The 23,045-nt window shown below is 69.8% G+C and carries 19 protein-coding genes; 12 read left to right on the top strand and 7 right to left on the bottom strand.

Annotated features, from left to right (window positions below):
• Positions 1 to 4: 4 nt before the first annotated feature.
• The 3 genes from ADK36_RS34080 to ADK36_RS34070 form a co-directional block, all read right to left on the bottom strand.
• Complete coding sequence (locus ADK36_RS34080) at positions 5 to 1,852, bottom strand: hypothetical protein (protein ID WP_159391227.1); 1,848 nt, start codon at positions 1,850 to 1,852, stop codon at positions 5 to 7.
• Positions 1,853 to 1,919: 67 nt separating this feature from the next.
• Positions 1,920 to 2,939 carry a D-2-hydroxyacid dehydrogenase gene (locus tag ADK36_RS34075; RefSeq protein ID WP_053200232.1) on the bottom strand — a complete coding sequence of 340 codons (1,020 nt, stop codon included), beginning with the start codon at positions 2,937 to 2,939 and terminating at the stop codon, positions 1,920 to 1,922.
• Positions 2,940 to 2,977: 38 nt separating this feature from the next.
• Complete coding sequence (locus tag ADK36_RS34070; protein ID WP_267887435.1) at positions 2,978 to 3,934, bottom strand: 2-hydroxy-3-oxopropionate reductase; 957 nt, start codon at positions 3,932 to 3,934, stop codon at positions 2,978 to 2,980.
• A 440-nt stretch (positions 3,935 to 4,374) separates the two neighbouring features.
• Here ADK36_RS34070 and ADK36_RS34065 point away from each other — a divergent pair, with 440 nt between their 5' ends.
• The 11 genes from ADK36_RS34065 to ADK36_RS34015 all read left to right on the top strand — a co-directional run bounded on the left by ADK36_RS34065 (position 4,375) and on the right by ADK36_RS34015 (position 19,146).
• Complete coding sequence (locus ADK36_RS34065; protein WP_053200229.1) at positions 4,375 to 5,922, top strand: ABC transporter substrate-binding protein; 1,548 nt, start codon at positions 4,375 to 4,377, stop codon at positions 5,920 to 5,922.
• Between the two features lie 43 nt (positions 5,923 to 5,965).
• On the top strand, positions 5,966 to 6,883 hold the full coding sequence (locus ADK36_RS34060; protein WP_048580226.1) for an ABC transporter permease: 918 nt from the start codon (positions 5,966 to 5,968) through the stop codon (positions 6,881 to 6,883).
• 11 nt (positions 6,884 to 6,894) lie between these two features.
• Complete coding sequence (locus tag ADK36_RS34055) at positions 6,895 to 7,860, top strand: ABC transporter permease (RefSeq protein ID WP_053084650.1); 966 nt, start codon at positions 6,895 to 6,897, stop codon at positions 7,858 to 7,860.
• A gap of 44 nt (positions 7,861 to 7,904) precedes the next feature.
• On the top strand, positions 7,905 to 8,909 hold the full coding sequence (locus ADK36_RS34050) for an ABC transporter ATP-binding protein (RefSeq protein ID WP_053200227.1): 1,005 nt from the start codon (positions 7,905 to 7,907) through the stop codon (positions 8,907 to 8,909).
• On the top strand, positions 8,896 to 9,909 hold the full coding sequence (locus ADK36_RS34045) for an ABC transporter ATP-binding protein (RefSeq protein ID WP_053200225.1): 1,014 nt from the start codon (positions 8,896 to 8,898) through the stop codon (positions 9,907 to 9,909). The genes ADK36_RS34050 and ADK36_RS34045 overlap by 14 nt, the downstream gene beginning before the upstream one ends.
• Positions 9,910 to 10,047: 138 nt before the next feature.
• On the top strand, positions 10,048 to 11,613 hold the full coding sequence (locus tag ADK36_RS34040; protein WP_159029107.1) for a hypothetical protein: 1,566 nt from the start codon (positions 10,048 to 10,050) through the stop codon (positions 11,611 to 11,613).
• 608 nt (positions 11,614 to 12,221) lie between these two features.
• On the top strand, positions 12,222 to 13,520 hold the full coding sequence (locus ADK36_RS34035) for an ABC transporter substrate-binding protein (protein ID WP_053200223.1): 1,299 nt from the start codon (positions 12,222 to 12,224) through the stop codon (positions 13,518 to 13,520).
• A gap of 17 nt (positions 13,521 to 13,537) precedes the next feature.
• Positions 13,538 to 14,497, top strand: a complete 960-nt coding sequence (locus ADK36_RS34030) for a carbohydrate ABC transporter permease (protein WP_053200221.1) — start codon at positions 13,538 to 13,540, stop codon at positions 14,495 to 14,497.
• Positions 14,498 to 14,517: 20 nt separating this feature from the next.
• Positions 14,518 to 15,399, top strand: coding sequence for a carbohydrate ABC transporter permease (locus tag ADK36_RS34025; protein ID WP_048580221.1), 882 nt, complete (start codon positions 14,518 to 14,520; stop codon positions 15,397 to 15,399).
• Between the two features lie 37 nt (positions 15,400 to 15,436).
• Positions 15,437 to 18,055, top strand: coding sequence for a hypothetical protein (locus ADK36_RS34020; RefSeq protein ID WP_053200219.1), 2,619 nt, complete (start codon positions 15,437 to 15,439; stop codon positions 18,053 to 18,055).
• Positions 18,052 to 19,146 carry a mandelate racemase/muconate lactonizing enzyme family protein gene (locus ADK36_RS34015; protein ID WP_048580219.1) on the top strand — a complete coding sequence of 365 codons (1,095 nt, stop codon included), beginning with the start codon at positions 18,052 to 18,054 and terminating at the stop codon, positions 19,144 to 19,146. Before ADK36_RS34020 ends, ADK36_RS34015 begins: the two co-directional genes overlap by 4 nt.
• Positions 19,147 to 19,175: 29 nt before the next feature.
• On the opposite strand, the gene ADK36_RS34010 is transcribed toward ADK36_RS34015, so the two are convergent.
• Both ADK36_RS34010 and ADK36_RS34005 read right to left on the bottom strand, forming a co-directional pair.
• The gene (locus tag ADK36_RS34010; protein WP_078916087.1) at positions 19,176 to 19,970 is read right to left on the bottom strand and encodes a FadR/GntR family transcriptional regulator; all 795 of its coding nucleotides are present in this window, start codon (positions 19,968 to 19,970) and stop codon (positions 19,176 to 19,178) included.
• A 130-nt stretch (positions 19,971 to 20,100) separates the two neighbouring features.
• Positions 20,101 to 21,063 (bottom strand): LLM class flavin-dependent oxidoreductase, encoded by a 963-nt coding sequence (locus ADK36_RS34005; RefSeq protein ID WP_048580218.1) that lies wholly within the window; start codon positions 21,061 to 21,063, stop codon positions 20,101 to 20,103.
• Between the two features lie 165 nt (positions 21,064 to 21,228).
• Here ADK36_RS34005 and ADK36_RS34000 point away from each other — a divergent pair, with 165 nt between their 5' ends.
• A complete protein-coding gene (locus tag ADK36_RS34000) occupies positions 21,229 to 21,540 on the top strand; it encodes a DUF1330 domain-containing protein (protein WP_048580217.1) in 312 nt (103 codons plus the stop codon).
• A 6-nt stretch (positions 21,541 to 21,546) separates the two neighbouring features.
• Here ADK36_RS34000 and ADK36_RS33995 read toward each other — a convergent pair whose 3' ends face one another.
• Together ADK36_RS33995 and ADK36_RS33990 are read right to left on the bottom strand one after the other, a co-directional pair.
• Positions 21,547 to 21,735, bottom strand: a complete 189-nt coding sequence (locus tag ADK36_RS33995) for a ferredoxin (protein WP_048580216.1) — start codon at positions 21,733 to 21,735, stop codon at positions 21,547 to 21,549.
• Complete coding sequence (locus tag ADK36_RS33990; RefSeq protein WP_048580215.1) at positions 21,732 to 23,042, bottom strand: cytochrome P450; 1,311 nt, start codon at positions 23,040 to 23,042, stop codon at positions 21,732 to 21,734. Before ADK36_RS33990 ends, ADK36_RS33995 begins: the two co-directional genes overlap by 4 nt.
• Positions 23,043 to 23,045: the final 3 nt, after the last annotated feature.

Genomic DNA, 23,045 nt, shown 5'->3' with positions numbered 1-23,045 from the left:
ACGGCTACTCCCGGTAGTCGATGACGACTGTTTCGAGGAGGGACAGCTCCGGCAGGGTCAGCGAGACGGTGCCGTCGCGGTGGGACAGAGGGACGTCGGCACCGGCGCGCAGGGCGTGTGCGCGCAGTGGGGTGCGGTCGGTGGCGAGGCGGACGCCGATGTCGCGGACCGGCACGGGGGCGTGGAAAGCGGTGCCCGACTGACCGGTGAGGTTGACGAAACTGACGAGGAGGGCCCCGGCGCCGGGGTTGTCGCGCGCCACCACCTCGACGACGGCGGGCGCATCGGTGGTGAGCCGGGGCTTCAGGCCGAGCAGGTCGCGCAAGGCAGCCATCACAAGGCGCGCGTGGCCGTCGTTCGCGTACTGCTCGTAGTGGGTGCCGATGTTCCAGGGGATCACCACGTCGCCGGACGGCGTACGCACCAGCCCGGGGGTGTCGGAGATTTCGGTGTAGTAGCACTTCTCCGGGGGACCGAACATGTGCGGCGGGATGTACGCCAGGAAGGGCTCGCCCTCCCCTTCGTAGGGCTCGAACGCGCCGTAGAGGTACACCAGATCCAGGTCGTCCAGGCCGGACAGCGCCTTCTTGTCGTCCGGCCGGATGGCGAAGTACGCGCCCTGCAGCTGCCCGGCGCCGATGGTCCCGGTGGTGAGGACGGGGCGGTCCGTGTCGATGCTCAGCCGGGGGTCGGGCAGGACGACGGCGGCGTAGCGCCGCAGCCGTTCCCGGTCCACCACGTCCTCGCGGAGCACGTCGAACTGCACGTGGTGCTCGGCCAGGATCCGGAACAGCCCGAAGAACTCCGGGCCGGGGTCCTTCGGCTGGACCAGACACACGTCCGCTAGCGACGTGGTGCCGGTGTAGTACCGCTCGTGCGCGGCGTGGAACGCGTACAGGTCGCGGACCGGGCCGAAGCATCGCCGGTCCTCCTGCGCGTCCAGGGCGCCCATGACGTAGAAGTCCAGCCAGCCTCCGTGCACGGTGTCCTGGGCGAGCCGCAGTGCCGTCAGGTGCGGCGACACCGCGGAGTGCCGCATGGGGAAGTCGACGAAGTGGACAGCGGCGTTGCTCACCGCCATGCCCGGCCAGCTGTCGCTGACCAGCCGGACGTGGTGACTGGCCGAGTAGGTGAAGTCCGGCAGGCCGTCGACCATGTGCGTTCCGGACTCCAGCCGGAAGATGTCCGTCCCCGCCGAGGTGTAGTTGCAGGTGGCGATGGACGGCCGGACGGCCTTCACCGTGGCGGCCCGGCGCTCGAACAGTTCGGCCACCGTGCGGGTCTTGAAGTCCTCGTAGGAGGGGTACAGCGGATCGTCCTCGGAGCGGGGCAACCGCGCCTCCCCGAAGCGCCGCGCGCAGTTGTCGCACTGGCAGATGCCGTGGTACGTGCGGCTGTAGTCGCGGACCTGGTACCCGTGCATGTTGATGAACACGCCGTCGATGGGGTAGCGCGAGGCCACCTCCGCGAGGATCTCCAGCGAGTGCTCCTGCTGGTACTGCCCGTTCAGGCAGGTGTGGACCTGTCCGTTGTAGCTGACCGAGTCACCCGCGACGCTCTTGTAGTGCCAGTCAGGCCGGTCGGCCGCGATGACCTCGTTGACCTTGCTGAAGTCGAATCTGGCGATGAGCCGGATGCCGGCGGCGTGCGCGCGTTCCAGCACCTCGCCCAGGAAGTCGCCCCGCAGCAGGGGGTTGCGGTAGTGGAAGGGCAGTTCGGTGGGATAGTTGGCGACGATGCCGCCGGCGTTGAACAGGACCACGTTCGCGGAGAACTCCCGCAGCGACTCGACGTACCGCTCGGGGTCGATCGTGACGTCGGTCTCCCGCAGGTTGGTCTGCACGAGACGCATCGGACGTTCCTGCCACCAGTAGGTCATGACCCTCATCCCAATCGGTCGGTGACGGCGTCGTGTCCACTCACGCGGCGGGCCCGGCCGAGGTCGGGCGGCTGAACACGTGGTGGGGTTCGAGCGCGTTCAGCAGGGGTTCGCCGGCGCGGTAGCGACGGACGTTCTCGGTGATGATGTCGAGGGAGCGCTGCGTCCGGTCGGGCAGCCGCGGTGTCATGTGAGGGGTGATGATCATGTTGGGCGTGTCCCAGACCGGTGCGTCCGGCGGCAGCGGTTCGGTCTCGAACACGTCGGACGCAGCGCCCGCGATGACCCCGGCTTCCAGTGCCGCCACGAGCGCCGCTTCGTCGACGATCGCCCCGCGCGCGATGTTGATCAGACAGGCCGTCGGCTTCATCAGCTTCAACTCGGGCCCCCCGATGAGGTGGTACGTCTCGTCGCTGAGGTGCGCCGCGATCACGACCATGTCGCTGTCCCGCAGCAGCGGCTCCACCGTGTCGCCGCGCTCGGCGCAGTACTGCCGGTCCACGGTGTCGGGGGCGGGCGCGTCTCGTCGCCGGTAGGCAAGCACCCGCATGCCGAACGCCCTGGCGAGTTTCGCGACCTCGACGCCGGTGTGACCGAGGCCGATGATCCCCATCGTCCTGCCCCACAGACTCAGCCGCGCGTCGTAGTTCTCCAGCCCGCGCCAGACGTGCCGGCGGTGCTGGTCGTGCAGGCCGTAGGCGTCGAAGGTGAGCGACAGCGCGAAGAAGAACACGTGCTGGGCGAGCGCCGCGGCCGAGCGCCCGGCCGACCCGGTCACGATCAGCCCCTTCTCGAACACCTCCGGCACCGCCGAACGCGTCAGCCCGGCATGGTCGCAGTGGACCCACCGCAGGTTCGGTGCCGCCACGTAGCGGTGGTCCAGGTCGCCCTGGATGACGGCGACGTCGACGTGTTCGAGAATCTCAGCGATGGCGGTGTCGTCCCCGGCGGATGCCACATCGAGCCGTGCCGGTGCGAACGCCGCGCGCAGCCGGTCGAGTTCGGCCTCGCTGTAGGGCACCGTCGCCAGCACCCTCCTGATCTCCCGTTCACGCGCCATGGTTCGGTCTCCTCTCCCGGCTCGCCGGCCGTGCGGTGCTATGCGCGGCCCTCACGCGCCGGCGCGCGGCCGGCGAGTTCCTCCACGAGCAGCAGGAGCGCGCTGTGGTCCAGGGACCCCAGCCCCCGGGCGCGGGCCGCGGTCAGCAGCTGCGCGACGATCCCGGTCAGCGGCGTGGTGACACCGGTCGCGCGTGCGACGGCGAGGGCGATGCCGAGGTCCTTGTGGTGCAGGTCGATGCGGAAGCCCGGCTCGAAGGAGCGGGCCAGCATGCTGTCGCCCTTCACGTTCATGACCTGGTTGCCGGCCAGGCCTCCCTTGAGAACCGTGAGGGCCGAACCCGTGGGCACACCACTGGCCTCCAGCAGGATGAGCGCCTCCGAGACGACGGCGATGACACCGCCGACGATCATCTGGTTGGCTGCTTTGACGGTCTGCCCCGCGCCGTCGCCGCCCACGTGGACCACCGTCCGGCCCACGGCGTCGAACAGGGGCTTGGCCGCGGCGAAGTCCTCCTTCCGGCCCCCGACCATGATCGACAGTGCGCCTTCGATCGCTCCTCGTTCGCCCCCGCTGACCGGTGCGTCGAGTGGACGGGCCCCGGCCTTGCGCGCCGCCTCGGCGACGGCCCGGGAGGTCTCCGGCCGGATCGTGCTGAAGTCGACCAGCAGCAGGCCGTCGCGGGCGTGCCGCAGGACGCCGTCCGCACCGAGCGCGACCTCTTCCACATCGGGCGAGTCCGGCAGGACGGTGAGGACCGCGTCGGCCCGCGCGGCGACGTCCGGGACGCCGGTGGCCGCCCGTCCGCCGGCTGCTACCAGGCGCTCGACCGGGCCGGGGGAGCGGTTGTACCCGATGACGTCGTACCCGGCCTTGACCAGGTTCGCCGCCATGGGAGCACCCATGACCCCGAGTCCGATGACACCGACCGTGTTCATGTTCGTTTCACGACCTTTCTGACCGGAGGCCGGTCCACTGCGAGGGGGCGCGCTGATTCCCGTGGCGTGTTGGGGCAGCCGTCGGCACGGCTGCACGGGAAGGGGAGTCGGGACGGTCCGGGCGGCTGTCCAGCGCACCGGGGCAATGGGTGGTTCTGCCAACTGGTTGGACCACCCATCCAATTGGTGGACGGTAGGAGCGCTTCTTCGGCGTTGTCAACAGGTGCGTCGCCCTCTCATGGGGGACCCGGATACTCCGATGTCGCGATGAGAGTAGCGGCATGCGCCTTCTCTTGACGCGGAAATGAGCTTCTCATACGCTGCGGCTGTTGGCCATGCGGTCGGACCAATTTCCTGCCATCAGGTGCCGTACGTCGCACGGTGAGTCCCCCGTCTCCTGTGCCCGCGCCCCCTCGACTTCGATCACCGGCACCGTCAGAAGACCGTGCGGGAAGGCCGCTTCAGCGTCATCGCTCTAGAACGAGGAGTGAATGAGGATGCTCTCCACAAGACGACGGCCCCTCGCCGTCGCGGCCGGTGGAATCGCGGTTCTGCTGGCCGCCGCGTGCTCTCCCGGCGGTGACGCCCAGGCCGGCCGGACGGGCGGGAGCGCGCAGACGCTCACCATCGCGATACCCACCGATCCGACGTCGCTCGATCCGTGCGACAGCCAGGCCGCCGACGGCGTCGGCACCCTCCGCAGGAACGTCACCGAGTCGCTCACCGACGTCGACCCCGGCACCGGCAAGGTCGTCCCGCTGCTCGCCCTGTCCTGGCGGCAGGAGAACCCCACGACCTGGACGTTCAAGCTGCGCCCGGGCGTGAAGTTCCAGGACGGCACGGCCTTCGACGCGAAAGCGGCGGCGTTCAACATCAAGCGCACCATGCAGCCCGACCTCGGCTGCCTCAACCTGGGGAACATCCCCGACCCCTTCACGGCCACCGCGGTGGACACGACCACCCTGAGGGTGGTCACCAAGGGCCCCGACCCCATCCTGCCCCTGCGCATCGGCTGGGTAGACATGGTCTCGCCCAAGACGTCGATGACGGCCAAGACCTCGCACCCGGTCGGCACCGGCCCGTACACCTTCGTCCGCCGCACCCCGGGCACGGACATGCGGTTCAAGCGGTTCGACGGCTACTGGGGAAGCAAGCCGCAGGCGCGCGAGGTCAGGTACGTGTTCCGGAGCGAGGCCTCCGTCCGGGCCGCCACCGCCAAGACGGGCGAGGCGGACATCGCGGTGCCGATCGCCCTCCAGGACGCCACGGAGGACGAGCGCACCCGCTCCTACACCCAGTCCCGGGTCTTCTTCCTGCGACTGGACACCGACAAGCCACCGCTGAACGACCTGAGGGTCCGTCAGGCGATCGGGTACGCCATCGACAAGAAGAACATCGTCACCGCGCTGATGGGCAGGACGGGCAAGCCCACGGACCAGATGGTGGCGCCGACGGTCAACGGCTACGTCACCGGCTACAAGGGCCCGGCGCACGACCCGGCCAAGGCCAAGGCGCTGATCGGCCAGGCGAAGAGCGCCGGCGTCGACACCGGACGGCGGATCGAGCTGATCAGCCGCAACACACTGTTCCCGGGCTCCAGTGACGTGCTCCAGGCCATCATTCAGAACCTGAAGGACGTCGGACTCGACATCAAGCTGACCGAGTTGGACGACAACGCCTACAAGGACAAGATCCACGCGACGAACAGCAGCGGCCAGCCGGTGTCGATGATGGCGGTCTCGCACGACAACGCCTTCGCCGACGCGAGCTTCTCGTTCCCGAAGTACCTCTCCAGCAGCGGCACGGTGTCGACCATCCGCGACGCCCGCCTGGACTCCCTGCTACGGCAGGCCGATGTGGCGGCGGGCGGCAAGCGGGCCCAGCTCTACCAGCGGGCCGCGCGCTGGGCGTACGAGCGCAACGGGGCGATCGTGCCGATCGCCGAGCAGTTCAGCCTGCTCCTGCTCAGCAAGGGCGTGGACTACAAGCCGAACGGACTGACCGGTATCGAGCTCCCGGCCGCCCAGGTGAAGCTCGGGCGCTGAGCGCCCCCTCGGTCCTCACCCGCGCCGAGAAGAAAGGCAACCCGTGCTGATTTTCCTGTCGCGACGCCTGGTGTCGAGCGTCATCGCACTGGTCGGCGTCGTCGTGGTGGTGTTCTTCCTGGGCCGGCTCACCGGCAGTCCGGCCCACCTGTACCTGCCGCAGGGCGCCAGCCAGGAGATGGCCGACAATTTCAACAGGACCCACGGCTTCAACGACCCGCTGTGGCAGCAGTTCATCCGCTTCGTCGGCGACGTGGCCCATCTCGACTTCGGCACGTCCATCTGGCAGCAACGGCCGGCCCTCACCGCCGTCACCTCGGTGTTCCCCCAGACGCTGCTCCTCGCGGTCGTCGCGATGACCCTGTCGATCGCAGTGGCCGCCGTGCTCGGCTGTCTCGCCGCCGCACGGCGCTTCGGGCCGGTCGACAAGCTCATCACGTTCGGCTCACTGGCGTGCGCCAGCATCCCCGACTTCTGGTTCGCCTTGGTCGGGGTGCTGTTCCTCGCCGTCCACCTCGGCGTCGTGCCCACCTCCGGGCAGTCCGACCTGTCTTCGTGGATCCTGCCCGTCGCGACGCTGATGCTGGCGCCCGTCGGAGTCCTCACCCAGGTCGTCCGCGGCGCGATGATCGAGGCGCTCGGCTCCGGCTACGTACAGAGCGCGCGGGCCCGCGGCCTCGCCCACCGGCGCCTCGTCTACCGGCACGCGTTGCGCAACGCGGCGCTGCCGATCATCAGCGTCGCGGGCGACCGCGCGGCCGGCCTGGTCAACGGCGCGGTCATCGTGGGCACCGTCTTCGCCTGGCCCGGCATCGGCACCGTGATGGTGGACGCGGTCCTCAACCGGGACTTCGCCGTCATCCAGGCCGGTGTCTTCGTGATCGGGCTGGGGATCGTCCTGCTCAACGTTCTGGTCGACCTCACCTACGCGGTGGCCGACCCCCGAGTCCGAGTGTCGTAGGAACAGGGTGGATGAACATGGCCCAAGAGTTGGTGGCCGGCGCGACCACCGCGCCGCCCGTCGATCCCGGCAGGCGCGGTTCCGGGCGCCGGCGCCGCACACGGCTGCTGCTGCGCTCGCCGTTGCCGCTGACCGCGGCGATCGTGCTCGTCGCCATCATGCTGGTGTCGCTCATCGCACCGGCGTTCATCGCGGACGCCGCGCAGCGCCAGGACCTCACCCAGCGGCTCTCGCCCCCGTTCCAGCTGTCGGACGGGTTCGCCTTCGTGCTCGGCGGTGACACCCTGGGGCGGCCGATGCTGCTCCAGCTGGTCGTCGCCACGAAGACGTCGCTGCTCATCGCGGCCCTCTCGGTCGGCCTGTCCGCGCTCGTCGGCTCGGCGATCGGGCTGATCAGCGGCTACACCGGCGGCTGGGTGGACGCGCTGATCATGCGTCTCAGCGACATCATCCACACCCTGCCCTCGCTGCTGCTCGCGCTGGTGATCCTCTACGTGCTCTCCCCGAGCATCACGAACCTGATCGTCGTCCTGGCTCTCACCCGCCTCCCGATCTACATGCGGGTCGCCAGGGCGCAGGCCCTGGAGATCCGGGAGCGGGTCTTCGTCGAGGCGTCGAAGGCACTCGGCAGCAGACCGTGGAGGATCATGCTGCGCGACATCCGGCCGATGGTGGCCCCGACCGTCCTGACCGTCGCGATGCTCGAAGTGGCGAACGTGATACTCCAGGCCGCCGGCCTCAGTTTTCTCGGCGTCGGTCTCCAGCGCCCCGATGTCGACCTCGGCATCATGGTCGCCTCCGGGCGCGAATACCTGAGCGAGGCCTGGTTCGTCACGTTCTTCCCCGGCTTGCTGGTCGTGGTCATCGCCCTGGCCGCCAACATCCTGTCGAACTGGCTGCGAGCGGTCGACGATCCGGGGCAGAGCGCCCTCTTCGTCTCCCGCAAGTCCCTGCGTGACGAAGAGGTGTCCCGGTGAGCCCGCTGAGGGACCGGTCGCAGCCCGCCCCGGGCAGCGACAGAGTGGTGGACGCGGCGGCCTCCGGAACCGCGCCGCTGCTGGCCGTCCGCGACCTCGCCGTCGATTTCGCGACCGACCGCGGCAGGGTCTCAGCGGTGCGGGGTGTCAGCTTCACCCTCCAGGCCGGTCAGAGCCTGGCGATCCTCGGCGAGAGCGGCTCCGGCAAGAGCGTCACCGGGAAGGCGCTGCTCGGCCTGATCGACCCGCCCGGCCGGGTGCGCGGCGCCATCGAGTTCGAGGGCGAGAACATCGTCGGGTGGGACGAGGCGCGGCTGAACACCGTCCGCGGCCCGGGCGTCTCGATGGTGTTCCAGGACTCGTTCGACAGCCTCAACCCCGTCTACTCCGTCGGCTCGCAGGTCACCGAACTGCTGCGGGTACGCCAGGGTCTGGACCGGCGGGTCGCCCGGGAACGCGCAGTGGCGCTGATGCGGCAGGTCGGCATCCCGGCGGCCGAGGAACGCCTGAAGGACTACCCTCACCAGTTTTCCGGCGGCATGCGGCAGCGCATGTGCATCGCGCTCGCCATCGCCCTCCGCCCTCGGCTGCTCATCGCGGACGAGCCGACCACGGCACTCGACGTCACCGTCCAGGCCGGGATTCTGCGGCTCGTCCGGCAACTGCAGCGGGAGACGCGGATGGCCCTGATCTTCGTGACGCACGACCTCGCCGTCGCGCGGCTGGTGGCCTCCGAGGTGGCCGTGATGTACGCGGGCAGGATCGTCGAGCGGGGCGGCATCGACGACATCTACCGGCGCCCGGCACACCCCTACACCCGGGCGCTGCTCGCGTCGCAGCCCGACACCGCCCGCAGCTGGAGCGATCTGCGCCCGATCGCCGGCAGCCCACCGGACAAGGCCGGCATCGTGCCGGGCTGCGCCTTCCACCCCCGGTGCCCGATCGCCACCGACCGGTGCACCACCGAGGAACCGGACCTGCGCGCCCTCTCCGCGGACCGGCTGAGCCGCTGCCACCACGCCGAGGAGGTCCTCGATGCCGCGCACTGAGCACGACACACGGCCCGAGGGTGCGGCGGACGGGGCTGCCCCGCCCCTGCTGCGCGTCGAGAACCTGCACCGGCACTTCGTCACCGGGCCGCCCCGGAACCGTAAGGTCCTGCGCGCGGTGGACGGCGTCACCTTCGACGTCCGCGCGGGGGAGTGCCTCGCGGTGGTCGGCGAGTCCGGCTCGGGCAAGTCCACCCTGGCCCGGGCGCTGATGCGCCTCGTCGAGCCGACCGGCGGCTCGGTGTACTACAAGGGCTGCGACCTGCTGGCGCTCTCCGGCAGGGAGATGCGCGAGGAGCGCCGCAACATCCAGATGGTCTTCCAGGACCCGTACGCCTCCCTGCATCCGCGGCGTACCGTCGGCGACGTCGTGCGCGAGGCCTGGCGGGTGCACAAGGACGTGGTACCGAAGGCACAACAGGAGGACCGGGTCGCCGCGTTGCTGCGGCAGGTGGGACTGCCCGAAGCGTACGCGTCCCTCTACCCCAGCCGCCTCTCCGGCGGTGAGCGGCAGCGGGTCGCCATCGCGCGGGCGCTCGCGCTGCGACCGGAACTGCTGGTGCTGGACGAGCCGGTGTCGGCCCTCGACGTGTCCATCCAGGCGCAGGTCGTCCACGTCCTGATGAAGCTGCACGCGGAACTCGGGCTGGCCTACATCTTCATCTCGCACGACCTGAACCTGGTCCGTCTCGTCGCCGACCGGGTGGCCGTGATGTACATGGGGCGGGTGGTGGAGACCGGGACGGCCGAGGAGCTGTACGGACACCCGGCACACCCTTACACCCAGGCGCTGCTGAGCGCCTCGCCCGGCCGTGCCACGGCCGTGGACCTCGACGACGTCCTCCCCGGAGCCGTCGCGGGCGAGGCCTCCGGCCCTGCGGGGACGGTGGGCTGCCCCTACCGCACCCGGTGCCCCAAAGCGCGTGACATCTGCGCCACCGAGAGGCCGGAGTTGGGAACCGGCGCGCACCCGAGTGCCTGCCACTTCCCCGCCGGATAAGAATAGCGTTCTCCAAAATTGCGACGAGGGTTCTCAGCTCGGGAGATGATCCCTATGCTGAACCTCGCCGTCGGCAATCCCCCACACCCACCCGCGACAAGCGGCCGCCATTGCTTCATGGAAGCGAGGTTCTCCCTTATGTACACGAGTACGAGACTTCCCACCCGGCGAGGATTGCTGGCCGGAGCGGCCGCCTCGCTGCTGGCCGTGACGTCCGTTCAGTCCGTCGCGGCTCAGGCGGCCGAACCCTCCGCCTCGCCCTCTCCGGCTGCGGTCTCGGTCGACTTCGGCTCCCGCGAGGGCCAACTGCCGCGCCCGGAACGGCTGAACAACTTCGGCAACGTGACAGCGTGGCCCGAGCAGCGCGCCGGCGACGCGAAGTTCCTGAACAAGCAGGGCCTGCACGGCGACGTCTACCGCATCTGGCTCAGCAGCCCGAACGCGGCGGACAGCCTGGACGTGTTCAACCTGTGCGACCTGAAGACTCAGCGGTGCGACCTGTCCAAACTGGATGCCTACCTCACCGAGGCGAGCACGGTGTCCGATTCGGTGATGATCAACCTCAACCCGACGGACTTCGTCGAGGGCAAGCGGCCCATGAAGGACCTGGAGCCGATGCTCGAACTGATCGTGCGGAGCGTGAAGACGAAGTACCCGCGCGTCAAGTACGTGGAGGCCTTCAACGAGCCGGACTGGCAGTTCTACGGCCAGCAGCGCAGGCAGGGAATCCCGCCGGACAAGACGACACTGCAGCCGGGTGACCTGTACCGCTTCTACGAGCCGTACTACGAGGCGGTCAACAAGGTCAACAAGGGCCTCAGGCGCGCGGACCGCATCGAGCTCGGCGGGCCGGCGCTGTCGTGGCTGGACCCGAAGTGGATGAAGCCCTTCCTCGACGACTACGCCGCCGACGAGAATCCGCACAAGCGTCTGGACTTCCTCGCCTACCATGCGTACCTCACCTGGGGTGACGACACGTATAAGAAACCGACGATGTACAAGGGCGACCTGAGAGTGGTGGCGTCGCAGCGGGAGACCCTGCTCGGCTGGCTGAAGGAACGCCGCATCCACCAGCGGATCCCGAGCTACGTCACCGAGACGGGCATCTACCCCGGTCCGGCCTACGACGACACCGACCCCAAGAAGGACTACGTCCGGCAGGCGGCCGGCATGGCCACCTACGCCTACTACTTCGCGAACCAGCCGGACAGCTACATGTTCAACTGGTGCGTCCGGCACCGGGTCGAGGAGCGCAAGGACCAGCTCGTGACTCGCACCCCGAACGGGCCGGTCAACGACACCTTCACTCCCTACGGCAACGCGATGCTGATGCAGTCCCGGATGAAGAACACCAGGGTGTCCGCCGGTGTATCGGGCGCGCTCGAAGGGGACAACGGCGTCTACGCGATGGCGTCGAAGGACCGGTCTGGCGCGTCGCTGATGGTCTGGAACTGGCAGCACGTGGGCGACCGCAGCTACCGGGCCACCATCGACATGTCCCGGATGCCGTCCGAGCTCAGGAACCGTCCCGTCCGCCAGCTCATGTACCGGATCGACCAGAACACCAGCAACTACTTCTCCGACCCGGCCAAGGCCGGCCTCCAACTGGTCGACAAGAAGATCGTCAGGCCCGGCAGGACCCACACCGCCACCGTCGATCTCGCGCCCAACGCGATCTACCTGATCGTCCTGGAACGCGCCTGAGCCCGGCGGCGCCGCCCGGTGCCGTCACCGGAGCGTGGTGCCGCCCCGTGCCGACCGTCACGGGGCGGCACCGCATCCGCAGCCGCGGATCGTCCTCGGCACGTCGCCGGTTCAGCGGCGCTGCCGTACGGCAGCGCGCACAGCCACCTCGGCATCGTCCGGGCCACCATGCCCGCGAAGCCGGCCCCGTGATCCAGCCCGGCCCTCGGCGTCCGGCCGGAGCGGGCACGGACACGACGGACTTGGAATCCGGGCGTGCGGTCCCGCCCGTGTACCGGACCGTACAACGCCGCTGGCCCGCCATCCGCCCTTCGCTCCCGGAACCAAGCGCGCACACAGCCGACGCCACGAACGGCCTCGCCCACACCGCGATCAGGTTCGCCCACCGGCAGCCGAGAAGCCGAACCCGTCCAGCGCGGCGATCCGTGCCCGCGGACCGCCAGGGACCTGTTGCGGCACCCCGGCCGCCGTGAATGCCGCACGTCCGGACCTCACCACGTGAGACACCCTCCAACGCCCCCGACCCGAGCCGCACCGGATGTGCGGGCGAAGACGCCATGCGGCAACGCGGTGACATCGCCGCTGTGCACGGAAGAAGGAAGCCACCCATGACCATCGGTACTCATCACGTGAATCGAAGGGCCTTCCTCAAGGCTTCAGGACTGGCAGCGTCCGGTGCCCTGCTCGGGGCCTGCGCGAAGGGCACGGACAGCGCGTCGGGCGGTGGACCCGGCGCCGTCACGACGAACGGCTGGACCGACGCACTGCACGACTACCTGATGGGGCCCGTCGTCAAGGCGTTCACCCAGCAGAGCGGGATCAAGGTCGAGCCGCAGGCGGGAGTCCCCTTCGACGACTACCAGACGCGCTTCCGGACCCTGCTCGCCGGTGGCGCCCCACCGGACATCATGCGCCTCAACGACGACTTCCTGCCGGAGATATCGGACAAGGGGCTGAGCCAGGACCTGGCGCCGTACCTGGCGAAATCCGGTCTCGAGGAGGCCGGCTTCCTCCCGGGCTTCGAGGCGTCGAAGCTGCCGTCGGGGCGGCGAGGGCTGGTGGTGGCCAGCCAGGTGCGGTGCATCTTCTACAACAAGACGATGTTCCGGAAAGCCGGTGTGCCGCTGCCGCCCAGCGTCTGGTCGCCCGACGGATGGACCTGGGACGACTTCCTCAGGACCGCCAAGGCGCTCACCGAGGGCACCCGGCAGTACGGGTGCAGCATCGTCGCCGATAGCGGCTACGAGGAGATGTGGGCTCGCAACAACGGCGGCCCCGGCGCCTTCTCCGAGGACGGCAGGAAGTTCACGCTCGCCGATCCTCAGGGCGCGGAGGCGATCCAGTGGGTCGCCGACCTGACGCTGCAGCACCGCGTACAGCCCGCGTGGGGCGACATCAAGCCGGATGACGCCGACCGGCGGCTGTTCCAGGCCGGCCGGCTCGGGATGATGCTGCGCGTCTCGGGGAACATCGGGTTCTTCACCGAGAACCAGCTGGACTTCGAGTGGGACATCGCACCGGTCCCGGCGAAGGTGCACCAGTACCAGCAGGGCAGCAGCGTGCTGTACATCATCCCCGAGGCCGCCCGCCACCCCGAGGACGCGTGGAAGTATCTGGAGTTCGTGATCGGAGAGAAGGGGGGCACGCTGGTCGCGGAGGCCGGACTGGCGGTGCCGGTGAACCGCAAGGCGGCGCAGCGGATCAAGAGCCCAGGGAAGTATCCGGTGAGTGTGCGCCTCCTGGCCCAAGGCGCCGAGCAGAGCCGCCTCCCCAGCCTCACGCGGGCCTCCTCCGCGGCCATGTCGCTCTACCGGCCCCAGATGGAACGCGTCTACACCGGCGAGCTGACCGCCGCGAAGGCCCTCGGCGGCATCCGCGGCCAGGTCGAGTCGAAGCTCAACGCCTGAGGGGGGCTCTCAGTCCGATGAGCATCTCCGTAACCCCGGGCGAGAAGTCGAAGCCGGACGACCCTGCCGCCGCGCCCGTCGTACGGTCCCGGCCCTCACGAGCGAAGCGGCGGCAGGCGCTCAAAGGATGGCTGTTCGTCGGGCCGCTCGTCCTCGGCATCATCGCCTTCCAGCTGGTGCCGCTGGGCATCTCGGTCGTCGCGTCCCTGACCACCTGGGACGGCGTCACCACCCCCCGGTTCGTCGGCTTCGACAACTACGTCCATCTCTTCCGCAGCGACCCGCAGTTCTGGATCACACTGAGGAACACCGCCGTCTTCACCGTGTGCGTGATCCCCCTGACCGTGGTGTCGGCGCTCCTGCTCGCCGTCCTGTGCAACGGCAAGGGGCGGTTCTCGAACGCGTTCTTCCGGACCGCCTTCTTCACGCCCTATGTCACGAGCATCGTCGCCATCGGGCTCATCTGGAACCAGTTCTTCACACCCAGCGGGGTACTGAACAAAGCCCTCGACACCGTCGGTGTCTCCGGCCCCTCGTGGCTCACCGACGTCGACTGGGCGCTGCCGGCCGTCATCCTGGTCTCCGCCTGGCACGCGATCGGTTACCCCATGGTGATCCTCATCGCGGGACTCCAGGCGATACCCGAGTCGCTCTACGAGGCGGCACGCATCGACGGCGCCGGCCCGGCTCGCCGCTTCTTGCGCATCACGATCCCCCTCCTCACCCCGCAGCTGTTCTACGTGCTGATCACGCAGATCATCGCGTCCTTCCAGGTCTTCGCGCTGATCTTCGTGATGACCAAGGGAGGACCCGGCACGGCGACCAGCGTCTACATCTACTACCTGTACCAGAAGGCGTTCACCTTCGGTGAGCTCGGCAGTGCCTCCGCGATGGCCTGGATCCTGTTCGCACTCATCGGCCTGGTGACCTTCGCGCAGATGCGGTTGCAGAAGCGCTGGGTGTTCTACAACGACTGAACCCTCGACGGAGACCTCTGATGACCGCACCACCACGTACCGCCCCGCCCACGCTGTCCTCCACCGCACGAGCCGCGGACGTGCGCGCCGGAAGGATCCTGGCCCGCGGCGGCCGCTGGATTCTCCTGCTCGTCCTGGCGTCGACCTTCCTGATGCCGCTGCTGTGGATGGTCGCCACGTCGCTCAAGAGCGAGAACGACATCGCCGCGCACACGCTGTCCCTGGTGCCCGAAGACGTCCGGTGGAGCAACTACGCCGAGGCGTTCGACGCGATACGCCCGTTCATGTGGAACTCGGTGCAACTCGCCCTGGTGAACGTGGTGGGCGTGCTGGTGGTGGCCTCACTCGCCGGATACGGCTTCGCCCGGTTCCGTTTCCCCGGCCGGAACATCGCGTTCTTCCTGGTGCTGGCCACGGCGATCGTGCCGAACATCGTCCTGCTGCTCCCGCAGTACATCATGTTCCAGCGGATCGGCTGGATCGACACCCAACTGCCGCTGTGGGTACCGCGGGTGATGACGCCGGTGTTCGCGACGTTCCTGCTGCGCCAGGCCTTCATGGGAGTTCCCCGCGAACTGGAGGAGGCGGCCGAGGTGGACGGTCTCGGGGCTTTCGGAATCTACTGGCGGATCATGCTCCCCCAGGTCAAGCCCGCCTTGGCGGCGGCGGGGGTGTTCACGTTCATCGAGTCCTGGAACGACCTGTTCGGCCCGCTCGTGTTCATCACCTCCAACAACCTCCAGACGCTGCCCATGGCGCTCGCCCAGTTCTCCGGCGAGTACTTCTCCACCACGAGCCTGCTGATGGCGGCCTCGGCCATGACCATCATCCCGGTGATCGTCGTCTATCTGCTGGCCCAGCGGTATTTCGTGCAGGGGATCGCCGCGACCGGTCTGAAGTAGTCGCGTCCGCATCGAATCCGAGGAGGAAGAGGGCACTGTGACCACCTTTGACGACACCGGCCGGGTGTCTTTCGAGGCGCCCGCCGGCCTGCTGGAACAGGACACGGTCGCCTGGGCCGTCGGCCGTGTCCGGGCGGCGGCGCGTACGGCGGACCGCTCGCGCCGGCCGCTGTCGGTGGGGCTGTCCGTGGCGGGAACCGGTACCCGCCCGGAGGGATTTCCGGAGCCGCCCAGTACGGCGGAGTCCTACCGGACACGGACAACCGCCGACGGCGACGCTCTTCGGGTGCGGGTCAGTGCGTCCGATGTGCGAGGGCTGTCGTACGCGTTGACGGAGCTGGGCGAGCGGATCGCCGCCGCCCGCGTGGTGGATGCGATCGCCACGGGGGAGGAGGAGCACCGGCCCGTGGTCACGGTGCGCAGTATCCAGCGGGCCTTCTCCAGCGTGCACGAGGACCTGCCCTGGTTCCACGACCGGGCCTTCTGGACCTCCTACCTGGACTTCCTGGCCACGCAGCGGTTCAACCGGTTCCACCTGGCGCTGGGGATGCAGTACAACTACGGCGCCGAGACCACCAACGCCAACGCCTCGGACAACTATCTGTGCTTCCCCTATCCCTTCCTGCTGGACGTGCCCGGGTTCACGGTCCGCGCCCAGGGGGTCGACGCGGCCGAACGGGCGCGCAACGCGGCCTCGCTGGCGTTCATCGCCGGGGAAACGCGGCGCCGGGGCATGGAGTTCCAGCTGGGTCTGTGGAACCACGCCCACGACTACGGCCTCGGCGCCCGGCACAGCCACCCGATCCTGGGCATCGGGCCCGAGTCGCACGCCGACTACTGCGCGGCGGCGCTGCGCGAACTGCTGGCGGCGATCCCCGAGATCGACGGGATCACGTTCCGGGTGCACTACGAGGGCGGCATCCCGGAGCAGGGCCGCGTGGAGTTCTGGGACGGGATGTTCCAGGTGGTGTCGGACGCCGGCCGTCCCATCCGGGTCGACCTGCACGCGAAGGGGCTGGACGCGGCGCTGCTGGCGGCGGCGCGCAAGCCGGACATCAAGGCGACGGCGTCACTGAAGTACTGGGCGGAGCACATGGGGCTTCCGTACCACCAGGCGTCGGTCCGGCCGTTCGAGCGGACGCCGGTGTCCCGGGCGCGGTTGGGCGAGGCGCACGCCGCGCTGATGGGCGTCACGGAGGGGGAGCGGCGCTTCACCCGCTACGGGTACGCGGACTTCCTCGACGAGGACCGGGAGATGGACGTGATCTTCCGCGTGTGGCCGGGCACCCAGAAGCTGTTGCTGTGGGGCGATCCCGTGCTTGCCGCGGGCTATGGGCGCTGCGCCACCCTCGGCGGCGCGCTCGGCGTCGAGTTCTGCGAACCGCTGTTCTTCAAGGGCCGCAAGGGGGCCGGCCGCCCCGGCGAACGCGACCCGTACCTGCCGGGTGAACTGGCCCTGGGCAGGGACGACTGGCACAAGTACCGCTACACCTACCTGTTGTGGGGCCGCCTGCTGTACGACCCCGACAGCCCGCCCGAGACATGGCGCCGGTTCCTGCGCCGGGAGCACGGCGAACTGGCGGAGGCGATCGAGGACCTGCTCGCTCCGCTGAGCCGGATCCTGCCGCTGGTCACCGTGACTCACGGACCGAGCGCCGCCAACAACGCGTACTGGCCCGAGGTGTACGCCGACCTGCCGATCACGCCATGGGTGCGGGAACGGCACTACGCCTTCGACACGACCTCGACCGACTGGCAGGGCGTCTCCTCCTTCGACCCGATCCTCTTCTACGGCGTGGGGGAGTACGCGGACGACGCGGTCGCCGGCCGGTTGTGCGGCAAGTACACCCCGTTGGAGGTCGCCGCCTGGCTCGAGGAGTTCACCGGCGACGGGGAAGCGGTCCTGCACCGTGTCCGTCAGGACCTGGCATCCGCCGGCCCGCAGGCGCGGCGGGTGCTGGTGGACGCGGAGATCCTCATCCGGCTCGGCCGGTTCTTCGCCGGAAAGTTCCGGGCGGCGGTGGCCTACGCCCTGTGGTCCCGCACCGGCGTGCGCGAGCATCTCACGGCGGCGGCGGACCTGCTGGAACGAGCCCATGAGGCGTACGCCGGCATCGTGACGGTCGCCGCGGGCGTGTACCGGGACGAGTTCACCTTCGGCCACGCCCTGTCCGAACGCGGCCACTGGTCGGAGAACCTCGACGCCATGGCCGACGACCTGCACGCCCTGCGTGTCGAACGCGACCGTGCCACCGGCGGCGCCGAGCCCGTGCCCGTGGCCCACCGCGCCACCCGGCCGGCACTCGACGGTGTCCGCCTCGACGTGCCGGAGAGGTTCGAACGCGGCGCCCCGCTCCACGTCACCCTCACGGGCCGCCCCGAAGCGCTCGGCCGGATCTCCGGGGTGACCCTGCACCACCGCCGTCTCGACCAGTCCGAGGACTGGAGCCGGGTCCGGATGTGCCCCGACGGGGACGGCTTCACCGCGACGCTGCCCGCGGACCTCACCACGACTTCCTACCCCCTCATGTGCTTCGCCGAGGCCGACCTCACGGGCGAAGCTCCCGTCTTGGTGCCCGGATTCCGGTCCGGCCTGGCCGATCAGCCCTACGTCGTGATCCACAGCACCACCTGGAAAGGCGGACTGAGCCAGTGAAGATCGAGTCGGTCGAAACCCTGCTGCTGGGCGAGGTGGCAGCCGTGCGGATCCGCACCGACGACGGCGCCGAGGGCATCGGGCAGACCTCCCCGTACCGCCCTGGCATCACCGTGAAGGTGCTGCACGAGATGGTCGCGCCGCACTTCCTCGGCCAGGACCCCTGGGACGGCGAGGCCCTCGTGGCCAAGACACTGCGTACGCACTACAAGTTCCCGAGCACCTTCCTGCACCGGGCCCTGTGCGGCGTCGACACCGCGATCTGGGACCTGCTCGGGAAGGTGACCGGGCAACCGGTGCACAAGCTCCTCGGCGGCGCGTACCGCACCGACGTGCCGGTGTACGCCTCCAGCATGCGCCGCGACATCAGTCCCGAGGACGAAGGCGAGCGGCTCCAGCGACTCGTGGCCGAACAGGGGTTCCGTGCCGTCAAGATCAGGGTGGGTGCTCCGCTCGGGGGCGACGAGGACGTCGCCCCGGGGCGTACCGAGCGCATCATCCCGCACCTCCGGTCCGTGCTGGGCGACGGGATCGACATCAGCGCGGACGCCAACGGCGGGTTCACCGCGGCCCGCGCGATCCAGGTCGGGCGGATGCTGGAGGATCAGGGCTACTTCCACTTCGAGGAGCCGTGCCCGTACGACGATCTGGCGCACACGGCGCAGGTCGCGGCGGCGCTCGACATCCCGGTCGCCGGCGGGGAGCAGGACAACGTGCTCCGACAGTTCCGCCGGATGATCGACGAGGGTGTCGTCGACATCGTCCAGCCGGACATCGGTTACGTGGGCGGCGTAGGCCGGGCCAGGCAGGTGGCGGTCATGGCCGGCGCCGCCGGTGTGCCCTGCACGGTGCACTGCGCGAACAACTCGATGCTGCGCGTCTTCACCGTGCATCTCGCCGCCGCCATGCCCGCCTGTCACCAGCCTCAGGAATGGGGCATCGAGAACCGCGGCTGGGAGCTCGTCCCGATGTACGAGCCGATGCTGGAGGTCGTCGACGGCCGGGTCGAGGTGCCGAGCGCTCCGGGATGGGGTGTCGAGCTCGTCCCCTCCTTCGTCCGGGACGCGGAGCGCGCCGTGTCCCGGACCTGAGGGGGGTGAGGGCGGGCCGGCCGGCTCCCTCACCCGGACGGCGCGGCCCCGGAGCCCGGCTCGCCCTCCGCCCCGAGGATCAAGCCGCTGCCGCCACGGTGTTCCAGCTCCGCGACCAGCGCCGTCTCGACGGCGCTCATGTGCATCGCCATCAACTGGTGGGCGCGCCGCGCGTCGCGCTGTCTGATGGCCTCCAGCACCAGCCTGTGGTGTTCCAGATACTCCACCGCGGCGTGCTCGCGGCTGCGGGAGCGGTACTTCAGCTCGCTCCACGTCTGCTCGTGCATGAGGTCGATGAGCGTCCTCTCCAGCGCCAGCAGCACGCTGTTGCGGGACGCGGCAGCGACGGCCAGGTGGAAGGCGAGGTCGGGCTCCGCCACGTCCTCGTCCGCCCGGGTCGCCCGCGCCTGTTCCTCGAAGGCCTCCTCCAGGGCGGTGAGATCGGTGGGGTGGTGCGCCAGGGCGGCCTGCTCCGCGCAGACCGGCTCGATCGCCGCACGCGCGACGATCACGTCGAGCGGGCTGTGCTCGCCGAGGGCAGCGGCCTGGGCACGCAGGAACGTGGCGCCCGAACCGCCCTCCATGGCGACGTATGTGCCACTGCCGGTCCGGATGTCCAGGACACCGGCGTGTTCCAGCACGCGCAGCGCTTCCCGGAGGGAGCCGCGGCTGACCTGCAACCGGCTCGCCAGCGTCCGTTCCGCCGGCAGCGCGCTGCCCGGTGGGAAGAGCCCGGACCGGATGCTGGCCAGGATCTGCTCCACGACCGAGGCGTACAACTTGGGCCGTCCGACGGCCTGGAACGCCCCATCTGGTTGAACCACTGTGCTGGCCCTCCGGTTTCTCGGGGCTCGGCAGACAGTCCCGGCATTGGTCATGCGGCTGGACCAATCGTGCGCATCAGGCTACCGAGCATGCCGGGGGAGCGGCTACCCGGTCGGTCGTGGCGCGGTGTCACAGGGTTCCCGCGAAGGCCCGCAGTTCCCGCCGGACGTCGGGTCCCGTCGGCGTGTAGACGACCTCCTGGAAGCCGAGCTCACCAAGCCGTGTCAGCTTGCGGCCGATGCGGGCGGCGTCGCCGACCATGGTCGCGGTGTCGATGTGTTCCAGCAGCAGGCGGTCGCGGTCCGTCAGGCCGGTGACGTGCCCCTCGAAGGTGAGCAGACGGCGTTCCCCGGCCTCGGCGACCTCCTCCAGCGCCTCCCGCCAGGCGCGCCCTCCCGGCTTGGCGTCGACCGCCTCGGCCCCGCCGCGCGCGTAGGCGTCGTGCCAGTCGACGACCCGCCAGGGCCCGATGGCCTCCCGCACGCGTGCGCTGCCGGCGTCCTCGCCGTCGTCGAGGACCGTGCCGGACACGATGGTCGCCGTGGGGAGGCCGGGATGCGGCCGCCCGATGATCCCGTCGGCCAGACCGGTGGCCAGGGCGCTGCCCCGGGGGCCGAAGACGCTGAGCCACACCGGCACGTCCAGCGGGCGGGCCGCCGCCAGTCCGGGGGCGTGCAGCATGCGCGCCGGTTCGCCGTCCAGCACAACGGTGTCACCCGCCAGGAGCCCGCGCACTGCGCGGACGTACTCGGCGAAGGCGCCGAGCCGCATCGGCGGCTGCCCCAGGGCCAGTCGGGCCGTGAAGCCGGTACCGAAACAGGCCCGGAAGCGGCCGGGCGCCAGCCGGGCGAGGGTGGCGATCCCGGACGCCATGGTCATCACGGAGCGCTCGTCCGGCACGAGCACCGAGGTGGCCAGACCGATGCGGGTCGTCCGGCGGGCCGCGAGGGCCAGGTGGACGAAGGGGTCCTCCCACAGGGGCGCGGAGTCGTAGATCCACACCCGGGCGTAGCCGAGTTCCTCGGCGAGAACGGCCAGATCGGCGAAGTCGGGGCCGGGAGGGAGGCCGCACGACAACTCGGGGGCACTCACCGGGCTCCCGCAGAGCCCGGAGCGAGGGCCGCGGGGACCCAACTCGTGTACGTCGAACTCGAGTTGAACGGAACTGTGTTATAACGCATATACCGCATAAGACGAATGACGCTCATAAAACGTATACCGCCTATCTGTTGCTATATGTAGCGCGCTGGAGATGCCATGCCCAAGGGGTACGTGATCCTGACCGAGGCCATCCGCGACCAGGCCGGGATGGACGCCTACAGCCGGGCTGCCGCCCGGTCGATGGCCGAGGCCGGTGCCCGAGTGCTGGCCGTCGAAGGAGAGCCCGAGGTGTTGGAGGGTCAGTGGCACGGCGACCGGACGGTCGTCCTCGAGTTCGCGTCGGTCGAGGCGGCGCGGGAGTGGTACGAGTCGGCCGAGTACGCGAAGGCCAAGCCGCTGCGGCAGGCGGCGGCGGAGACCAACGCCGTGCTGGTCGCCGGGTTCGAGATGCCGCCACGGCCGGCCTGAGCCGCGTCAGTGGCAGGTGATGGCGCGCTCGGGGCAGCTCATCGCCGCCGAGCGCGCCGCCTGCTCGAACTCCTGTGGCACGTCGGGCTGTTCGGTCACTGCGTAGCCGTCGTCGCTCAGGTCGAACACCTCGGGACTGACGGTGCAGCAGACGCCGTGACCGCGGCAGCGGTCCTCATCGATGGTGATCTTCATCGCGTGCTCTCCTCGGCGGGTGTGAACTCCAGGTTGAGGTGGGTCAGACCGCGCAGGATGTACGTCGGCAGGTACTGGTAGCGGCGCGCGTGAGCCGGTCCGTGCACGCGCTCGGAGATCCGGATATCGCTGGTGCGCGCCAGGAGACGCTCGATGCCGACCCGCGCCTCGGCCCGGGCGAGCGGTGCGCCGGGGCAGGTGTGGATGCCGCGGCCGAAGGCGATGTGGTGGCGGGCGTTCGGGCGGGCGGGATCGAAGGTCGCCGGGTCCTCGAAGCGGCGCGGGTCGCGGTTGGCCGCGCCGTTGACCACCATCAGCGTCGTGCCGGCCGGGATGTCCACGCCGCCCACCGTGGCCGGGACGCGGGAGAGCCGGAAGTCGCCCTTGACCGGGCTCTCCGTCCGCAGCGTCTCCTCGACGAAGTTCGGGATGCGGTCCGGCTCCGCGCGCAACAGCGTCTGGATGTCGGGGCGTTCGGCGAGCATCTTGAACGCGGAGCTGAGTAGGCGGACCGTGGTCTCCTGCCCGGCCGAGAACAGGTTGGCGGCCACCCGGACCGCGTCGGCGACCTCGGGCAGGGAACCGTCGGGGAACGTGGCGGTGGCGAGGCCGGTCAGGACGTCGCCACGCGGTTCCCGGCGCCGGTCCTCGATGTAGTCCGAGAACCGCCCGTACAGGAACTCCAGTGGCGAGTGGGCGAGGGAGTCCTCGCCGGTGCTGCCGATGCCGCCCCCGGCCCGCGGCCGGCGCTGGAGCTTGTCGAGGAACTCCTCCCGGTCCTCCTCGGGCACGCCGAGCAGGTCCGCGATGACGAGCAACGTGAAGGGACCGGCGAACTCGCTGATCAACTCGCCCTCGGGGCGGGCCAGGAAGGTGTCGAGCATGCTGTCGGCGATCTCCCGGACGGCCGCTTCGTTCTCCTTGAGCCTCTTGGGGGTGATCAGTCGCATCAGCAGCCCGCGGTGCGCGGTGTGTACGGGCGGATCGAGGGTCGGCAGCTGATCGCTCATCGGCAGCTCGTCGCGGTGCCGCTCGATGAGCGCGCTGACGTCGTCACCCTCCAGCGGGACTGGGAAACCCGGGAAGGGGCCGGTCACCGACAGGCAGGACGAAAAGGTCCGCGGGTCCTGGGCGACCTGGACCGCCTCTTCGTACCCGGTCACCATCATCACGCCGTGGTGGGGTTCCCGGGTGACGGGGCAGCGTGCGCGCAGGGCGTCGAAGTAGGGGTACGGGTCCGCCACGGTGGTGTCGTCCCGGAAGAAGTCGATCGCGTCGATGTCCTCGGGCGGCTCGTCGTGGGCCACTGG

It is taken from the genome of Streptomyces viridochromogenes (assembly GCF_001270495.1).
Lineage (GTDB): Bacteria > Actinomycetota > Actinomycetes > Streptomycetales > Streptomycetaceae > Streptomyces > Streptomyces viridochromogenes_A.
This window is presented reverse-complemented; position numbering and strand designations above follow the sequence as displayed.

What these genes read in the sequence shown, in the direction of transcription:
- ADK36_RS34030 (WP_053200221.1), top strand. Translation starts at nt 13,538, where the DNA reads ATGAGCATCTCCGTAACCCCGGGCGAGAAGTCGAAGCCGGACGACCCT.
- ADK36_RS34075 (WP_053200232.1), bottom strand. Translation starts at nt 2,939, where the DNA reads ATGGCGCGTGAACGGGAGATCAGGAGGGTGCTGGCGACGGTGCCCTAC.
- ADK36_RS34055 (WP_053084650.1), top strand. Translation starts at nt 6,895, where the DNA reads ATGAACATGGCCCAAGAGTTGGTGGCCGGCGCGACCACCGCGCCGCCC.
- ADK36_RS34080 (WP_159391227.1), bottom strand. Translation starts at nt 1,852, where the DNA reads ATGCGTCTCGTGCAGACCAACCTGCGGGAGACCGACGTCACGATCGAC.
- ADK36_RS34025 (WP_048580221.1), top strand. Translation starts at nt 14,518, where the DNA reads ATGACCGCACCACCACGTACCGCCCCGCCCACGCTGTCCTCCACCGCA.
- ADK36_RS34000 (WP_048580217.1), top strand. Translation starts at nt 21,229, where the DNA reads ATGCCCAAGGGGTACGTGATCCTGACCGAGGCCATCCGCGACCAGGCC.
- ADK36_RS34035 (WP_053200223.1), top strand. Translation starts at nt 12,222, where the DNA reads ATGACCATCGGTACTCATCACGTGAATCGAAGGGCCTTCCTCAAGGCT.
- ADK36_RS34045 (WP_053200225.1), top strand. Translation starts at nt 8,896, where the DNA reads ATGCCGCGCACTGAGCACGACACACGGCCCGAGGGTGCGGCGGACGGG.
- ADK36_RS33995 (WP_048580216.1), bottom strand. Translation starts at nt 21,735, where the DNA reads ATGAAGATCACCATCGATGAGGACCGCTGCCGCGGTCACGGCGTCTGC.
- ADK36_RS34065 (WP_053200229.1), top strand. Translation starts at nt 4,375, where the DNA reads ATGCTCTCCACAAGACGACGGCCCCTCGCCGTCGCGGCCGGTGGAATC.
- ADK36_RS34040 (WP_159029107.1), top strand. Translation starts at nt 10,048, where the DNA reads ATGTACACGAGTACGAGACTTCCCACCCGGCGAGGATTGCTGGCCGGA.